This window comes from Streptomyces sp. NPDC093149 (assembly GCF_044754145.1).
Lineage (GTDB): Bacteria > Actinomycetota > Actinomycetes > Streptomycetales > Streptomycetaceae > Streptomyces.
Genome location: NZ_JBIVON010000004.1, coordinates 620,758 through 636,191, shown reverse-complemented (window position 1 = coordinate 636,191; position 15,434 = coordinate 620,758). Strand labels below are relative to the sequence as shown.

Here is a 15,434-nt window from a genome sequence, read left to right as displayed (position 1 = left end):
TCCGTCGGTTACGGGGATCGCTCCACCGGAGCGTGGCGTTCGGGTGTGTCACCGCGGATTCGGGGCCGACGAACGGCGCGGAGGGCGGCGCGGCGCGATGCCGGGGCGCGCGAGCCCGGCATGATCCGAACGAGAGGCGCTGGCCGACGCGAAGGGCGGCGGGGAGCGGTTCCGCACCGCACGGAGCCCGGAGTGACCAGGAACACGGAGCGCGGGGGACCTGCCTACTGGCTGTTGTGCCCACCCACGGGGCGGGAACGCCCCGGATCAGGAGCAGGAGCCCTGGTCCCGGCACGTACGGATCCGGGGACGGCGCCTCCGGGGCGGGATGTCCCGCCCCGGAGACCCTCCCTCACGCCTCGACGGGAAGTCCCGCCGCGCGCCACGCCTGGAATCCGCCGATCAGATCCGTCGCCCGGTGCAGTCCCAGCTGACGCAGGGACGCGACGGCCAGGCTCGACGCGTAGCCCTCGTTGCAGACCACCACGATGCGCAGATCGTGGCTCACCGCCTCCGGAGCCCGATGGCTGCCCTGTGGATCGAGCCGCCACTCCAGTTCATTGCGCTCGACGACGAGCGCGCCCGGAATGAGTCCGTCCCGTTCCCGCAGCTCCGCATAGCGTATGTCCACGAGCAGCGCACCGTCCGCGGCGGCGGCGATCGCCTCCTGAGGGCCGACCCGGACGAACCCTGCCCGGACCCGTTCCAGCAGTTCGTCGATCCCCACCGGTCCCGAACCGCTCCCACGGCTGACGCTCACTGCCAGTCCTCCGGTCGTTCGACCTGTTCGAGGCGGAGCACCGCACCGGTCCGGCTGTAGCGCCGGATCCGCGGCAGCGGCGGGTAGTACGCATGGACGGAGACGGCGTGCTCGGTGCCGGATTCGTTCAGCACCTCGTGGACATGGTGGCGGCCGAACGTCCTGCCCTGCCCGGTGGCCAAGTGCCGGGAACGGTCGATGCCTTCGGTGAGTTCAAGGGTCTTCCAGCCGTCGGTGGGCAGCCGGGCGGCGAGCGACAGCTCCTTGAGGGTGCCGGCCGCGGTGGTGAAGGCGCCGATCGAGTCGGCGTGGTCGTGCCAGCCGGTGCCGCTGCCGGGCGGCCAGCCGATCAGCCAGGCCTCGCTGCCGCCGGGCCCTTCGAGAGGGATCCAGGTGCGGCCCTCGGGGTCGAGCGGGAGCGAGGCGACGATCTCGGTGTCGGCGGCGACGCGGCGGACGAATTCGAGCAGCTCCGCTGCCGACGGACCGGAGCCACGACCGCGTACGGATGCGGGCGTGCGTACAGAGGGTGATGAAGGGGCAGACACAGGGACCGTCCTGGGAGTTCGCGCGGATGCCCGGCCGCACGGTGGAGCGCACGGCGGGGCAGGGAGAGGCGATTCAGCAGGCCGGGCGACACACGCAGCCCGCATAGCGGACGAGGTCCATATGGACCCTCCGCCACAGGCGCACATCGGTGTCGGTCACGTTCCGGAGTACACCATGCGCGCCCGCGGCGGTCAATTGATGCCCGCAGTCTGGTCCGGGCGTACCGAGCCGCGCGCCGGTCCGCCGCGCACGGTGTCCGCCGCCGCGAAGAGCTCCCGGGGCCGGACCCCGCCGAACGACGCCACGAGATGACCGTCCGGCCTGATCAGCAGCACGGTGTGGGCCGCCGCCCCCGGATAGCTCTCGGTCACCAGCAGTTCGCCCTTCACCGGCATCGCGTCGACGGCCGCGACCAGACGGGGCATGACACCCGCGCTCATCCAGTGACGCCGGTCCCACACCCCTGTGCCGGGCGCCACCAGGACCACCAGCAGGTGCCCCTGTCCCAGCCGCTCGTGCAACCGCACGGTCGTGCCGTCGGGTGCGGTCACCCGTACATCGGCGACCGGCGCACCAGGGGGCGTATCCACGGACGTGTGCGCCTCGGCGCGTGGGGGCGCAAGGGGCGAGTGCGAGTACGAGGGGGGCGCACCGAGCGGGCCCCGGCCCAGATGTCCGTCGGTGAGCAGCGAGTCGTGCCCCCGTGCGCTCCCCGGGACCAGGGTCCGCAGACCTCCGCCGCCGCGCAGTATCGGCAGCGACTGGTCCGCGGCGCGCAGCCGTGCGGCGACGGCCGCCCGGCGCTCCGCCTGGTAACTGTCCAGCAGTACGTCCGAGGCGCCGTGGTGCCAGGCCTGGCCCAGCTTCCAGGCCAGGTTCTCGGCGTCCCGCAGTCCTTCGTCGAGCCCCTGGGTTCCGAGGGCGCCCAGCAGATGGGCGGCGTCCCCGGCCAGGAAGGCCCGGTCGACCCGCCAGCGCAGGGCGAGCCGGTGGTGCAGCGTGTACACGCCCGTGTCCAGCAGTTCGTACGGCGGTGTCTCGCCGCACCAGCCCGCCAGGGTGTCCCGGATCCGGGTGATCAAGGCATCCGGAGTGACGAGCTCACCGCGCGGCGGCAGCAGCCAGTCCAGCCGCCAGGCGCCGTCCGGCAGCGGTCGTGCGGTCACCTCGGCGCCCCCGGTGCGCCAGGGCGGCAGCCGGTGCAGCACGGCCTGCCCCGGCCAGGGAAGCTCGGCGCGCAGCGCCGCGACGGCGTGCCGCTCCACCGCCGTCCTGCCCGGGAAGCGGATGTCGAGGAGCTTGCGCACGGTGGACCTGGCGCCGTCGCAGCCCACCAGGTAACTCCCGCGCCACCAGGTCGCGTTCGGCTCCCTGGTGCGCACCGTGACCCCGGTCGCGTCCTGCTCCAGCGTGTCGATCCGGCTGTACGGTGCCACCCGCACCAGCTCCTGTGCGGCCACCGCGTCCCGCAGCCCGCGCGTCAGGACGTGCTGCGGCAGATGGATGGGGGCCGGCAACGGATCGCCCTCGGGGGATTCCTCGCCGAGCGACAGCTCGCGCACCAGCTGCCTGCGCCGCATGGACCGCCAGCCGGACCACCGGATGCTCTCGTGGTGGAGTGCCTTGCAGCCGAGCCGCTCCACCAGGGCCGCGGTGTCGTCGCGCAGCACCACCGTCCGGGCCGGACGGGTCTCGTCCTTGGCCGGGTCCTCGTCGAGAAGGACGGAGGGAACGCCCTGTGCCGCGAGGGCGAGCGACAGCGTCAGGCCCACGGGCCCGGCGCCGACGACGATCACCGGGTCCACGGAGCGGCTCCTCGGATCCGTGCGAACGACGCCGAGGACGCGGACGAAAGGAGCCGACGGCTCGAAAGAGGGGTAGGCGGCGGAGTATGTGTGGCGGCGGCGGGGGCTGGGGGCGCGATCACAGAACGTATGCAACCTACTGCCGGTGCCTGCGTCAAGCGACATCGGAAGGCGGCGAGGGGCGGTGGCTCATCTGCCACCGCCCCTCGGGAACCTCATGCGACGAGCCGTCAGACGGCGCGTCCGTCGTCGACGACGAGCGACGGCGTACCGATGGTCTCCGGTGCGCCCCCGGGCGCGGTGCCCTTCCCCTTCTTGTTGCGCCGGAGCCACCGCTCCAGCCAGCTCGCGAAGGAGGTGAGCGCGAAGTTCACCACGAGGTAGATCAGGGCGACGACGGTGAAGCACGCGATGGTGTTCGCGCCGTAGTTCGCAGCCATCGGGCGGATCGAGGCCAGCAGCTCGGGGAAGGTCATCACGGCACCACCGAGCGCGGTGTCCTTCACGATGACGACGAGCTGGCTGACGATCGCCGGCAGCATCGCCGTCACCGCCTGCGGCAGCAGCACGAACACCATGGTCTGGCCCTTGCGCATGCCGAGCGCCTTGGCAGCCTCGCCCTGGCCCTTCGGGAGGGTGTGGATACCGGCTCGCACGATCTCGGCCAGCACGGAGGCGTTGTACAGCACCAGGCCGGTCACCACGGCGTACAGCGGACGGTCGTCGGCGCTGATGGTCGTGTACTTCGAGTACACCGCGTTCGCGATGATCATCAGGATCAGCACCGGGATGGCGCGGAAGAACTCCACGACCACGCCGGCCGGCACCCGTACCCACCGGTGGTCGGAGAGTCGGCCGATACCGAAGAGCGCTCCGAGCGGCAGCGCGATGATCAGGGCGAAGAACGCGGCCTTGAGCGTGTTCTGGAGGCCGGGCCAGATGTACGTCACCCAGGGCTGGGAGCTGGTGAAGAAGGGCTCCCACTTGATCCAGTCGAGCTGGTGCTTGGAGGCGAGGCCGTCGTAGACCCACCACGCCACGGCCGCGGCGCACAGCACGAACAGCACCGTGTACAGGATGTTGCGCTTTTTGGCGCGTGGTCCTTGGGCGTCGTAGAGGACGGAACTCATCGCTTCACCGCCACCTTCTTGCTCACCCAGCCGAGGATCAGGCCGGTCGGGAGGGTCAGGACGATGAAGCCGAACGCGAAGACCACGGCGATGAGGATCAGCTGGGCCTCGGCCTCGATCATGCCCTTCATCAGGTACGAGGCTTCGGCGACCCCGATCGCGGAGGCGACCGTGGTGTTCTTCGTCAGCGCGATCAGCACATTGGACAGCGGGTTGACGACCGCGCGGAACGCCTGCGGGAGGACGATCAGCCGCAGCACCTGGGTGAAGCTCAGACCGAGGGCACGTGCCGCCTCGGCCTGGCCGACCGGGACGGTGTTGATGCCGGAGCGCAGGGCCTCGCACACGAACGCGGAGGTGTAGGCGATCAGGGCGAGCACCGAGAGCCGGAAGTTGATGTCCTTGGAATCGCTGGCGCCGAGGGTGATGCCCAGGGTCTGGTAGAGGCCCAGCGACGAGCACACGATGATCACGGTCAGTGGAATGTTCCGGACCACGTTCACATAGGCGGTGGCGAAGCCGCGCATCAGGGGGACCGGGCTGACCTTCATGCCGGTCAGCAGCGTTCCCCATATGAGGGAGCCGAGGGCGGAGTAGACGGTCAGCTGCACCGTCACCCAGAAGGCCCCCAACAGGTCGTAACCTTCAAGAAAGTCGAACACGATCTCCCGCGCTTCCGCGTGTAGGAGGGCACGGCGCGCCGCCGTTCACGGACGGCGCGCCCGGTCAGCCCTGCTTCACTTGACGATGTTGCCGATCTTCGGGGCGGGCTCGTTCTTGTAGTTCGCCGGGCCGAAGTTGGCCTTCACGGCCTTGTCCCAGGAACCGTCCGAGACCATCTTGGTGAGCGCGTCGTTGATCTTCTTCTTGAGGTCGGCGTCGCCCTTCTTCAGGCCGATGCCGTAGTTCTCGTTGCTCATCTTGAAGCCGGCCAGCTTGAACTTGCCCTGGAAGTTCTGCTGTGCGGCGAAACCGGCCAGGATGGAGTCGTCGGTGGTCAGTGCGTCGACGACCTTGTTCTCCAGGCCGGTCAGGCACTCCGAGTACCCGCCGAACTCCTGGAGGTCGGCCTTCGGGGCCAGCTTGTCCTTGACGTTCTGCGCCGAGGTGGAGCCGGTGACCGAACAGAGCTTCTTCTTGTTCAGGTCGGCCGGCGACTTGATCGAGTCGTCGTCGGCACGGACGAGGATGTCCTGGTGCGCCAGCAGGTACGGGCCCGCGAAGTCGACCTTCTGCAGCCGCTCGTCGTTGATCGAGTAGGTGGCGGCGATGAACTTCACGTCACCGCGCTCGATCGCCGTCTCGCGGTCGGCGCTCTTGGTCTCCTTGAAGACGATGTCCTTGGCGTCGTAGCCGAGTTCCTTGGCGACGTACGTGGCGACGTCGACGTCGAAACCGGTGTACTTGCCGTCGGGGGTCTTCAGACCCAGGCCCGGCTGGTCGATCTTGATGCCGATCGTGATCTTCTTGCTGCCGCCCGCACTGTCCGAGCCGCCGTCCTTCTTGTCGGAACCACAGGCGGTGGCGGTCAGGGCGAGGGCGAGCACGGCGGCCGAGGCGGCGGTGACCTTACGAAGCTGCATGGTGAGATTCCCTAGAGTTGACGCGATGTGAGTGATCGGCCGGTCCGGGTACCGGCGGTGAAGGATCAATCAGTGGTGAAGGATCTTCGACAGGAAGTCCTTGGCCCGGTCGCTGCGCGGGTTGCTGAAGAACTGGTCGGGCGTGGCCTCTTCGACGATCTTTCCGTCGGCCATGAAGACGACGCGGTTCGCGGCCGAGCGCGCGAAGCCCATCTCATGGGTGACGACGACCATCGTCATGCCGTCCCGGGCGAGCTGCTGCATGACGTCCAGCACCTCGTTGATCATCTCCGGGTCGAGCGCGGAGGTCGGCTCGTCGAAGAGGATCACCTTCGGATCCATCGCCAACGCCCGTGCGATGGCCACGCGTTGCTGCTGACCGCCGGAGAGCTGGGCGGGGTACTTGTCGGCCTGCGTCGCCACGCCCACCCGGTCCAGCAGCGAACGGGCCTTGTCCTCGGCCGCCTTCTTGTCCGTCTTGCGGACCTTGAGCTGGCCCAGCATCACGTTTTCGAGCACCGTCTTGTGCGCGAAGAGATTGAACGACTGGAAGACCATGCCGACATCGGCGCGCAGCCTGGCCAGCTCCCTGCCCTCCTCGGGCAGCGGCTTGCCGTCGATCGATATGGCGCCCGAGTCGATCGTCTCCAAGCGGTTGATCGTGCGGCACAGCGTGGACTTCCCGGACCCGGAGGGCCCGATGACGACCACGACCTCGCCACGGGCGATGGTCAGGTCGATGTCCTGGAGCACATGCAGCGCGCCGAAGTGCTTGTTGACGTTGCTCAGTACGACAAGGTCGTTCGCCGCAGGTGCGGCGTCCTCGGCGCCCTTGGTCACTGAAACTCCGCTCATCGGCTTCTTGCTCCGTCCTCCTCGGTTGGGAAGGACCCTAGGACGCGGTGAGATCAGCGTCATCACATCTGAGCGAGAATTGAGGATAACGATCCGGCGGCACTCGGACACACCGTGTGAACAGGGCGGCAGGCGGTGCGCCCCGGGCGTACCGGGTGCATAACGGATGGCTCGATGCGAGGGGCGGGCCCTTGACTGACGTACCGGTCATCGGAGTGGATGCCCTGGTACGCCATGACGTGAAACACCTCGGTACGGGGAAGTGACGAGAGGTGTACGAAGGCGTACAGGAGACCGCACCGGCAGCCCGTCCACGGGAACCGGCATCGCACCATCGGAAAGGAGGGGGCATGAGACTGCTGCTCGTCGAGGACGACAACCATGTCGCGGCCGCCCTCTCCGCGGTCCTCGCCCGGCACGGCTTCCGGGTCGTGCACGCCCGCAGCGGCGAGGAGGCGCTGCAGGCGCTGCTGCCCGCGGACACGGAGCCCTTCGGCGTCGTGCTCCTCGACCTCGGCCTGCCCGACCAGGACGGCTACGAGGTGTGCGGGAAGATCCGCAAGCGCACCTCCACCCCGGTGATCATGGTGACCGCGCGCGCCGATGTCCGGTCGCGGATCCACGGCCTCAACCTCGGGGCCGACGACTACGTGGTCAAGCCGTACGACACGGGCGAGCTCCTCGCCCGCATCCATGCCGTCAGCCGCCGCAAACCGGCCGGCGAGGACACCGTGCCCACGCCCGTCGCCGCCCTTCGGCTCGGCCACGTCCGGATCGAGCTGCCGACCCGGCGGGTCAGTGTCGACGGCTGTGAAGTCCAGCTCACCCGCAAGGAGTTCGACCTGCTCGCGCTGCTCGCCCAGCGCCCCGGGGTGGTCTTCCGCCGGGAGCAGATCATCAGTGAGGTGTGGCGCACGAGCTGGGAGGGAACGGGGCGCACACTCGAAGTGCACGTCGCGTCCCTGCGTTCCAAACTGCGCCTGCCCGCACTGATCGAGACGGTGCGCGGGGTCGGCTACCGCCTCGTCGCCCCGTCCGCGTAGAGGCGTACGTCCCAGGTGCGCACCCGGCTGCTACCCCTGCTCATCGTTCTCATGGCGAGCGTGCTGCTCGCACTCGGCTTCCCGCTGGCCGTCAGCGTGGCCGGCGCCCAGCAGCAGCGCGTCGTCATCGACCGCATCGACGACACGGCACGCTTCGCCGCGCTCGCCCAGTTCATCGCCGAACGGACCCCCGGTTACGACGAGCGCCGCCGCACCCTGCGCAGCGAACTGGACACCTACGCCTCGGTGTACGGCATCCGCGCCGGTGTCTTCTACCGGGACGACAGCGCCATGGCGAAGGCCCCGGCCACCTGGCAGCTGCCGATCGAGGGGGAGGGGAGGGAGGCCTTCAAGGAGGCGCTCCTCGGGCGTCGCAGCCACGATCCGCCGCAGGTCTGGCCCTGGCAGCGGGGCAGGGTCGTCGTCGCCTCGCCCGTCGTACGGGACGGCGATGTGGTCGCCGTCGTCGTCATCGACTCGCCCACCACCGAGATGCGCGCGCGCACGCTGCGCGGCTGGCTGCTCATCGCGGCCGGTGAAGTGGTCGCGATGCTGGTGGCGGTCGGCGCCGCGATCCGGCTCACCGGCTGGGTGCTGCTGCCCGTGCGGACCCTGGACGCGGCCACCCACGACATCGCCAGTGGCCGGATGCGATCCCGGGTCGCGGCCTCCGGAGGGCCGCCCGAACTCAGGCGTCTGGCCCGCTCGTTCAACGAGATGGCCGACAACGTCGAGAACGTGCTGGAGCAGCAGCGCGCCTTCGTCGCGGACGCCTCGCACCAGCTGCGCAACCCCCTGGCCGCTCTGCTGCTCCGCATCGAGCTCCTCGCGCTCGAACTCCCCGAGGGCAACGAGGAGATCGCCTCGGTGCGCACGGAGGGCAAGCGCCTCGCACAGGTCCTGGACGACCTGCTCGATCTGGCGCTGGCCGAGCACGCCGGGGCCGACCTGCAGCTCACGGACATAGGTGCCCTCACCGCGGAACGCGTCGCCTCCTGGCGGCCGGTGGCCGAGGAGAGGGGGGTGGCGCTCAGGGCGGACGGTTCGGCCGCCGTGACGGCCTGGGCGGACCCCATCGCGCTGTCGAGCGCCCTCGACGCCATCATCGACAACGCCCTGAAGTTCACCCCGGCCGACGAGGAGGTCCGCGTCACGGTCGCCTCCGGCCGCGACGACGTCACGGTCGTCGTCGCCGACCGCGGACCGGGCCTCAGCGCACAGGAGATGGAACGCGTCGGCGACCGCTTCTGGCGCAGCACCCGGCACCAGAACGTGCAGGGTTCCGGCCTCGGGCTCTCCATCGCCCAGGCCCTCCTGGCCGCCGGGGGCGGCTCCCTGAGCTATGCCGCCCATGAGCCGCACGGGCTGCGGGTGACGGTGTCGGTGCCGCGCGACAACCCGCAGGGCTGAGAGCCTGTCGGGCGACCACCGATCGAAGGTCACCCGGCCGACCCTGGGCGGGGCGGGCAGGGGAGCGGACCGGCGATCAGGGCTTGACCGACCGGTAGTAGCGCCTGGCCCCCTCGTGCAGCGGCAGCGGATCGGTGTAGATCGCCGTACGCAGATCCACCAGCTGGGCGGCGTGCACCTCGCGCCCGATCCGGTCCCGGCTGTCGATCACGGTCCGGGTGAACGCCTCGGTCATCGCCGGATCCGTACGGTCCGTGGTCACCAGCACATTGGCGACCGCCACCGTCGGCACCGCCTGCCCCTGCTGGGCGTTGCGGTAGGCGTCGGCGGGCATCACGGCCGAGCGGTAGTAGCGGGCGGAGCCGCCCACGGCCTGGAGCTCCTTGATCAGGGGGGCCTCCAGCGGCACCAGCCGGATCGCGAACCGGTCCGACAGTTCCTGCACGGCGGAGGTGGGCAGTCCGCCGGACCAGAAGAAGGCATCGATCCGGCCGTTCTCCAGCTCCTTCGGCATGGTGTCGATGCCGTTGGGGACCGGCGTCACATCGTCGGTGGGATCGAGACCGGCGGCCGTCATCAGCCGGTCGGCGACCAGCCGCACGCCCGACCCCGGCTGACCCACTCCGACGCGCTTGCCGAGCAGGTCCGAGACCTTCCGTATCTCCGAGTTCCGGGGCACGACCAGCTGGATGTAGTCGTCGTACAACCGCACACAGCCCCGCAGTCGTTCGGCTCCGGGACCGCCGTTGCGCAGATAGGTGGCGAGGGCGTCGGTGGTGGCGATGGTGAAGTCGGCCTTGCCGGTCGCCACCCGAGCGATGTTCTGCTGCGAGCCCTCACTGGTCTGCAGCTGTATCGACACCTTCGGCAGGTCCTTGGCCAGATCACCCCGGAGCCGCTCGCCGTAGCGCTGGTAGACGCCGCTGCGCACGCCGGTGCTGAAGGTCAGCGTGCCGCTCGGCGCCGGTTTCCCGAGCGGGAGCAGCCACCACAGCAGCAGCCCGAGCACGACGACGAGGGCCGCGCACGCCTGGAGGGTGCGCCGCCGGCCGATACGGGACAGTGCCTGGAGCATGGCGGCGATCCTGCCAGCCCGTCCCGGGGATGACCAGGGCCGGGCGCCGGGACGCCGGCCGGTGGGGCGTCCGTCGTCGCGGCCCGGACGGAGCCCTCAGGGCCTGGTGCACGATGGCGAGCGGGTCCACTCTCCCTCGTCCACCGGACCGTTACCCTGGACGGGTGAGCGGCAACGACGTGGCTGGTGGAGTAGTGGACGGTTTGAAAACGTACGAGGTGCGCACCTACGGGTGCCAGATGAACGTCCACGACTCCGAGCGGCTGTCGGGGCTGCTGGAGGACGCGGGTTACGTACGTGCCGCCGAGGGCTCCGACGGCGACGCCGACGTCGTCGTCTTCAACACCTGCGCGGTCCGGGAGAACGCCGACAACAAGCTCTACGGCAACCTCGGCCGGCTCGCCCCGATGAAGACCAGGCGCCCCGGCATGCAGATCGCCGTCGGCGGCTGCCTGGCGCAGAAGGACCGCGACACCATCGTCCGGCGGGCCCCCTGGGTGGACGTCGTCTTCGGTACGCACAACATCGGCAAGCTGCCGGTGCTGCTGGAGCGCGCCCGTATCCAGGAGGAGGCGCAGATCGAGATCGCCGAATCCCTGGAGGCCTTCCCCTCCACGCTCCCCACCCGTCGCGAGTCCGCCTACGCGGCGTGGGTCTCCATCTCCGTCGGCTGCAACAACACCTGCACCTTCTGCATCGTCCCGGCGCTGCGCGGCAAGGAGAAGGACCGCCGCACCGGCGACATCCTCGCCGAGATCGAGGCGCTGGTCGCCGAGGGCGTCTCGGAGATCACCCTGCTCGGCCAGAACGTGAACGCCTACGGCTCCGACATCGGCGACCGCGAGGCCTTCTCCAAGCTGCTGCGCGCCTGCGGGAGGATCGAGGGCCTGGAGCGGGTCCGTTTCACCTCGCCGCATCCCCGCGACTTCACGGACGACGTGATCGCGGCGATGGCCGAGACCCCCAATGTGATGCCTCAGCTGCACATGCCGATGCAGTCGGGTTCGGACACGATCCTCAAGGCGATGCGGCGCTCGTACCGCCAGGAGCGTTTCCTCGGCATCATCGAGAAGGTGCGCGCCGCGATGCCGGACGCCGCCATCTCCACCGACATCATCGTGGGGTTCCCCGGCGAGACCGAGGAGGACTTCGAGCAGACCATGCACGCGGTCCGCGAGGCGCGCTTCGCCAACGCCTTCACCTTCCAGTACTCCAAGCGCCCCGGAACCCCGGCCGCCGAGATGGACGGGCAGATTCCCAAGGAGGTCGTCCAGGAGCGGTACATGCGCCTGTCCGCCCTCCAGGAGGAGATCTCCTGGGAGGAGAACAAGAAGCAGGTCGGCCGGACGCTGGAGATCATGGTCGCGGAGGGCGAGGGCCGTAAGGACGGCGCCACCCACCGACTCTCCGGCCGTGCCCCCGACAACCGCCTGGTCCACTTCACCAAGCCGGACGAGGACGTGCGGCCGGGCGACGTGGTGACCGTCGAGATCACCTACGCCGCCCCGCACCACCTGCTCGCCGAGGGCGCTCCGGTGGGCGTGCGGCGGACCCGCGCCGGGGACGCCTGGGAGAAGCGGACCGCCACCGAGGCCGCCAAGCCGGCCGGAGTGATGCTGGGGCTTCCGGGTATCGGCGCCCCGGCGCCGCTGCCGGAAGCGGCCGCCCCCGGCTGCGGCTGCGACTGACGCCGCGAGGAGCGGTCGGCGGCGGTGGCCGACGGCGGCGTCGTGCCCACGCAGTACGCTGCCCACCATGCTTGTCGCCGCCGCTGTCTGCCCCTGTCCGCCGCTGCTGGTGCCCGAGGTCGCGGCCGGTGCCGCCCCCGAGCTGGACACCCTGCGGGACGCCTGCGCCGATGCCCTCGGCGTACTGGCCGCCGCCCGGCCGGATCTGCTGATCGTGATCGGGGCCGCGGACCACGAGGGCCGTGGCCCGCACCCCGAAGGGGCCACGGGCACCTTCCAGGGCTTCGGCGTCGATCTCGGCGTACGGCTCGGGCGTGACCGCGGACCCGTGGCGGACCGGCCGCTTCCGCCGTCCCTGGCCGTCGGTGCCTGGCTGCTCGCCCGCGCGGGCTGGGCCGCCGCGCCGGTCGAGGGGCTCGCCGTGGGGGCGCCACTCGAAACCGAACGCTGCATGAGCACCGGACGGGACCTCGCCGCCAGGGCGGACCGGTTGGCGCTGCTGGTGATGGGCGACGGCAGCGCCTGCCGCACGCTCAAGGCCCCCGGCTACCTGGACGCCCGCGCCGAGGCGTTCGACGCGGCGGCCGCCCGCGCGCTTGCCGCGGCGGATCCAGAGGCGCTGTCGGCGCTGGACGCGTCGCTGGCGTACGAACTGAAGGCGGCGGGCCGGGCGCCGTGGCAGGTGCTCGCGGGCGCGGCCGAAGAGGCGGGCCTGGGCGGCCGGCTGCTGTACGAGGACGCCCCGTACGGCGTGGGCTACCTGGTCGCCGCCTGGTCCTGAGTCCGTGCCGCACCCGGTGCGGACGGCTGACGGCGGCCGTGCGGCGCTGTTGCCGTACGGCCGCCGGTCGGTGCCGACCGTTTGAACGGCCGCTGTTCAGGAAGCGGGCGGCGTACCCGGCGGCGTACCACCCTCGTCGTGTTTGGGCGTACCGCCCTCGTCGTGTCTGTGGGACAGGCGCTCGACCGCTTCCTTGGCCTTCCTCGTGCCGGACTCGATCTTGTCGCTGTACTTGCCCTTGGTCTTTTGGTCGACCGTCCGTGCGGCTTTTTCGAGCCCGTGGTCGATCTTCTCCCCGTGCTGCTGCGCGAGATCGCCGACCTTGTCCTTGGCGGGGCTCAGCTTCGCCTTCAGATTGTCCAGGAAGCCCATCGGACACCTTCCCTGCTGGGGGACTACGGTCAGGCGCCCTCTCCGGCCGTGCAGGACCGCCTCGTCGGGCGGTCCTGCACAAACGACAAACCAGGAAAAACGCCCTCATTCACCTACGAATTCTACTGGTATGGGCGTGGATCCGCGTCGGCCGGAACGTGCCGGCTCCCTGTCTCGCGCAGGCCCCGGGGCCTGCGCGGCAACCGGTTCCTCGTCCGGATGCCGCTTCCTGGCCCGCATCGCTTCCCGTGCCGGGAGGCCGTGTCCGCCGCGCCCGGAAGGGGGGACCGGCAGGGCTGGCATCATGCTGCACGTCGAGGGGGCGGGGGCGGGATGCGCCGCCCGATCGCTCAAGGCCGTCAGGGCTCGACCGGGCGGTGCGGGACGGCGTGAAAAGGGGCAACTCCCACCTCGGAGGCGGGCGAGTTCCCTCGCGGGGCCGTCCGGGCGGGAAGTGGGAGTCACAATTCCGCTGTCAGTACCTTGTCAGCGCAGTTCCCTGCCGTTGAATCCGCTGGTCTCCGGTGGAGGGTTTCGGCGAGGATTCCATCACCGGCCGACGCGAGTCGGGCCAGGGAATCGGCAAGGAATCCATACTCCCGGGGGGGCGTACGTTTCATGGGCAAGATGCAGGTGCGTGCTGTTGTTGTCACACTGGCCTTCTTCGCTGCGGCTTTCGGTGCCGCCGGCACCGTCGGTGCGGCTGCGGCCGACCGCTCGAATGCGTTGTCCGCGATGGTTTCGGTGACAACTCCGCAGGACCCCATCTGGGGAGTGGAGCCGACCGACCCCCAGGACCCGATCTGGGGATGACATTCGCATCGTGAGACATGAATAGATGCAGGGTTGCGCAACTGTGCAGCCCTGCACCCATGTCTGCTCTGTGCTACCGTGCGGTTCATACGTATGTTCGTTGCTAAATCCTTTCGAATTCTTCATGATGCTTCATGCTTCGTGGAGATCGGCGAAGGGTGGGGGACGTACATGCTTGAACCGTTGGGGATCGGACCCCGTGCGGCGGAGGTCTATCGAGCCGTACTCGGACGGCCGAATTCCGATGTGGAGAGCCTCGCCGAGGCGTTGGGCTGGAATGTGGAGCAGGTCCGTTCCGCGCTCGACGAATGTGTGCGCCTCTTACTTGTGAAACCTTCGTGGGACTCGCCCGGAAGGGTCAGACCGGTCAGTCCCGAAGTCGGCCTGCAGGCGCTTCTCGCGCGTCAGGAGAGTGAACTCCTGGAGCGGCAGCAGAAAATAACCGAGACGCGGGTCGAAGTTGCTCGTTTTATCGACGAGTACACCGAAGTGCAGCAGAAATTACGGAGTTTCCTTGTGGAGCGACTCACAGGGATCGAGGAAATCCGTTCCCGTATCGAGGAACTCACCCAGGACTGCTCCTCCGAACTGCTCACCTTCGCGGCCGGAGGCCGGCAGGCCGAGGCCAGCCGGCAGGCCAGTCGCCCCTTGCTGGAGGATCTGGCCGCGCGTGGTGTCGTGATGCGCAGCATCTATCTGGACAGCGTCCACAACGACCCCGCCACCGTCGAGCACCTGCGCTGGCTGCACACCCATGGCGATCAGGTGCGCACCACTCCCTCGCTGCCGTCGCGCATGCTCCTGTTCGACCGCACCCACGTGGTCCTGCCCATCGATCCGGACGACTCCGCTTCCGGCGCACTCGTGTTGAGCGGTGCGGGCGTCATCACGGCGCTGTGCGAACTCTTCGACCGGATCTGGGACAGCGCCGTCCCGTTCAGCGGCTACCGGCCGCCGTCGCGCGAACCGGGGAACGAGAGTCTCTCCGTGCAGGAGCAGGCCGTGCTGCGGTTGCTCAGCGAGGGGCTCACCGACGAGGTCGTCGCCCGCAAGCTGGGCATCTCCGTGCGCACCGGGCGTCGTATCACCGCCGATCTCATGGGGCGGCTCGGCGCGCGCAGCCGTTTCCAGGCGGGCCTGCGAGCCGTGCAACTGGGCTGGCTGGAGGGGCCAGAAACCGTATAGGGCGCGTATAGCCGCCGATCCCACTCTCGACTCATCACATGGATGGCGGAGTCGCCCGACTCCGGTTCCGATCCTGAGGGAGTCGAGATGACCAACGCGAACGTGACGACCGGACTTGACGCTGCCCGCAAGCAGGAGATCAAGGAGATCGTCTGCGACATTCTTGAGATCGACGAGGACGAGGTCACCGAGACCAGCCTCTTCAAGGAGGAGCACGACGCGGACTCGCTCCGCGCCATCGAGATTCTCGCCGCTCTTGAGCGCACCCAGAAGGTGACCATCGACCAGGCGGAGCTGAGCCGGATGGTCAACCTGGAGGGTGTGTACGTCGTGGTGTCCGAAGCCGCCCGCAACTGATCTGCCGTCCCGAACGCCAGCAGATGGG

Annotated in this window: 17 protein-coding genes; 7 read left to right on the top strand and 10 right to left on the bottom strand. The window is 69.5% G+C overall.

Annotated features, from left to right (window positions below; genetic code table 11):
- Positions 1-352: 352 nt before the first annotated feature.
- From ACIQCZ_RS16355 to ACIQCZ_RS16320, 8 genes are all read right to left on the bottom strand, one after another.
- Positions 353-760 (bottom strand): rhodanese-like domain-containing protein, encoded by a 408-nt coding sequence (locus tag ACIQCZ_RS16355; protein ID WP_376211565.1) that lies wholly within the window; start codon positions 758-760, stop codon positions 353-355.
- Entirely contained in the window at positions 757-1,308 is a 552-nt protein-coding gene (locus ACIQCZ_RS16350; RefSeq protein ID WP_402282873.1) for a cysteine dioxygenase, read from the bottom strand. Before ACIQCZ_RS16350 ends, ACIQCZ_RS16355 begins: the two co-directional genes overlap by 4 nt.
- 73 nt (positions 1,309-1,381) lie before the next feature.
- Complete coding sequence (locus ACIQCZ_RS16345; protein ID WP_324838480.1) at positions 1,382-1,453, bottom strand: putative leader peptide; 72 nt, start codon at positions 1,451-1,453, stop codon at positions 1,382-1,384.
- Positions 1,454-1,500: 47 nt separating this feature from the next.
- Positions 1,501-3,114, bottom strand: coding sequence for an FAD-dependent monooxygenase (locus ACIQCZ_RS16340; protein ID WP_402282872.1), 1,614 nt, complete (start codon positions 3,112-3,114; stop codon positions 1,501-1,503).
- A 230-nt stretch (positions 3,115-3,344) separates the two neighbouring features.
- Entirely contained in the window at positions 3,345-4,244 is a 900-nt protein-coding gene (locus ACIQCZ_RS16335) for an amino acid ABC transporter permease (protein WP_402282870.1), read from the bottom strand.
- Entirely contained in the window at positions 4,241-4,906 is a 666-nt protein-coding gene (locus ACIQCZ_RS16330; RefSeq protein WP_402282868.1) for an amino acid ABC transporter permease, read from the bottom strand. Before ACIQCZ_RS16330 ends, ACIQCZ_RS16335 begins: the two co-directional genes overlap by 4 nt.
- 75 nt (positions 4,907-4,981) lie before the next feature.
- Positions 4,982-5,827, bottom strand: coding sequence for a glutamate ABC transporter substrate-binding protein (locus ACIQCZ_RS16325; RefSeq protein ID WP_402282866.1), 846 nt, complete (start codon positions 5,825-5,827; stop codon positions 4,982-4,984).
- A 69-nt stretch (positions 5,828-5,896) separates the two neighbouring features.
- Positions 5,897-6,682 (bottom strand): amino acid ABC transporter ATP-binding protein, encoded by a 786-nt coding sequence (locus ACIQCZ_RS16320; protein ID WP_114247035.1) that lies wholly within the window; start codon positions 6,680-6,682, stop codon positions 5,897-5,899.
- Positions 6,683-7,032: 350 nt separating this feature from the next.
- Between ACIQCZ_RS16320 and ACIQCZ_RS16315 the strand changes: the two genes are divergently transcribed.
- The gene (locus tag ACIQCZ_RS16315) at positions 7,033-7,725 is read left to right on the top strand and encodes a response regulator transcription factor (RefSeq protein ID WP_376211552.1); all 693 of its coding nucleotides are present in this window, start codon (positions 7,033-7,035) and stop codon (positions 7,723-7,725) included.
- 15 nt (positions 7,726-7,740) lie between these two features.
- Positions 7,741-9,135, top strand: a complete 1,395-nt coding sequence (locus ACIQCZ_RS16310; RefSeq protein ID WP_402282863.1) for an ATP-binding protein — start codon at positions 7,741-7,743, stop codon at positions 9,133-9,135.
- 76 nt (positions 9,136-9,211) lie between these two features.
- Here the strand turns inward: ACIQCZ_RS16310 and ACIQCZ_RS16305 are convergent, their stop codons facing one another.
- Complete coding sequence (locus tag ACIQCZ_RS16305; protein ID WP_402282862.1) at positions 9,212-10,210, bottom strand: TAXI family TRAP transporter solute-binding subunit; 999 nt, start codon at positions 10,208-10,210, stop codon at positions 9,212-9,214.
- 194 nt (positions 10,211-10,404) lie between these two features.
- Between ACIQCZ_RS16305 and miaB the strand changes: the two genes are divergently transcribed.
- Both miaB and ACIQCZ_RS16295 read left to right on the top strand, forming a co-directional pair.
- Positions 10,405-11,898 (top strand): tRNA (N6-isopentenyl adenosine(37)-C2)-methylthiotransferase MiaB, encoded by a 1,494-nt coding sequence (miaB, locus tag ACIQCZ_RS16300; RefSeq protein WP_351082783.1) that lies wholly within the window; start codon positions 10,405-10,407, stop codon positions 11,896-11,898.
- 67 nt (positions 11,899-11,965) lie between these two features.
- The gene (locus tag ACIQCZ_RS16295; protein WP_402282860.1) at positions 11,966-12,679 is read left to right on the top strand and encodes a class III extradiol dioxygenase subunit B-like domain-containing protein; all 714 of its coding nucleotides are present in this window, start codon (positions 11,966-11,968) and stop codon (positions 12,677-12,679) included.
- Between the two features lie 96 nt (positions 12,680-12,775).
- Here ACIQCZ_RS16295 and ACIQCZ_RS16290 read toward each other — a convergent pair whose 3' ends face one another.
- Positions 12,776-13,051, bottom strand: a complete 276-nt coding sequence (locus tag ACIQCZ_RS16290) for an antitoxin (protein ID WP_402282858.1) — start codon at positions 13,049-13,051, stop codon at positions 12,776-12,778.
- Positions 13,052-13,669: 618 nt separating this feature from the next.
- Between ACIQCZ_RS16290 and ACIQCZ_RS16285 the strand changes: the two genes are divergently transcribed.
- The 3 genes from ACIQCZ_RS16285 (at position 13,670) to ACIQCZ_RS16275 (ending at position 15,406) form a co-directional block, all read left to right on the top strand.
- Positions 13,670-13,864: a hypothetical protein gene (locus ACIQCZ_RS16285; RefSeq protein WP_402282857.1), complete on the top strand. Its 195-nt coding sequence runs from the start codon at positions 13,670-13,672 to the stop codon at positions 13,862-13,864.
- A gap of 141 nt (positions 13,865-14,005) precedes the next feature.
- The gene (locus tag ACIQCZ_RS16280; protein WP_402282855.1) at positions 14,006-15,049 is read left to right on the top strand and encodes a DUF6879 family protein; all 1,044 of its coding nucleotides are present in this window, start codon (positions 14,006-14,008) and stop codon (positions 15,047-15,049) included.
- An 87-nt stretch (positions 15,050-15,136) separates the two neighbouring features.
- Positions 15,137-15,406, top strand: coding sequence for an acyl carrier protein (locus ACIQCZ_RS16275; protein ID WP_351082751.1), 270 nt, complete (start codon positions 15,137-15,139; stop codon positions 15,404-15,406).
- Positions 15,407-15,434: the final 28 nt, after the last annotated feature.

Bases quoted from the DNA above. Each gene is read 5' to 3' on its own strand.
- ACIQCZ_RS16315 (WP_376211552.1), top strand. From the start codon at position 7,033: ATGAGACTGCTGCTCGTCGAGGACGACAACCATGTCGCGGCCGCCCTC.
- ACIQCZ_RS16320 (WP_114247035.1), bottom strand. From the start codon at position 6,682: ATGAGCGGAGTTTCAGTGACCAAGGGCGCCGAGGACGCCGCACCTGCG.
- ACIQCZ_RS16285 (WP_402282857.1), top strand. From the start codon at position 13,670: ATGGGCAAGATGCAGGTGCGTGCTGTTGTTGTCACACTGGCCTTCTTC.
- ACIQCZ_RS16290 (WP_402282858.1), bottom strand. From the start codon at position 13,051: ATGGGCTTCCTGGACAATCTGAAGGCGAAGCTGAGCCCCGCCAAGGAC.
- ACIQCZ_RS16295 (WP_402282860.1), top strand. From the start codon at position 11,966: ATGCTTGTCGCCGCCGCTGTCTGCCCCTGTCCGCCGCTGCTGGTGCCC.
- ACIQCZ_RS16325 (WP_402282866.1), bottom strand. From the start codon at position 5,827: ATGCAGCTTCGTAAGGTCACCGCCGCCTCGGCCGCCGTGCTCGCCCTC.
- ACIQCZ_RS16335 (WP_402282870.1), bottom strand. From the start codon at position 4,244: ATGAGTTCCGTCCTCTACGACGCCCAAGGACCACGCGCCAAAAAGCGC.
- ACIQCZ_RS16305 (WP_402282862.1), bottom strand. From the start codon at position 10,210: ATGCTCCAGGCACTGTCCCGTATCGGCCGGCGGCGCACCCTCCAGGCG.
- ACIQCZ_RS16275 (WP_351082751.1), top strand. From the start codon at position 15,137: ATGACCAACGCGAACGTGACGACCGGACTTGACGCTGCCCGCAAGCAG.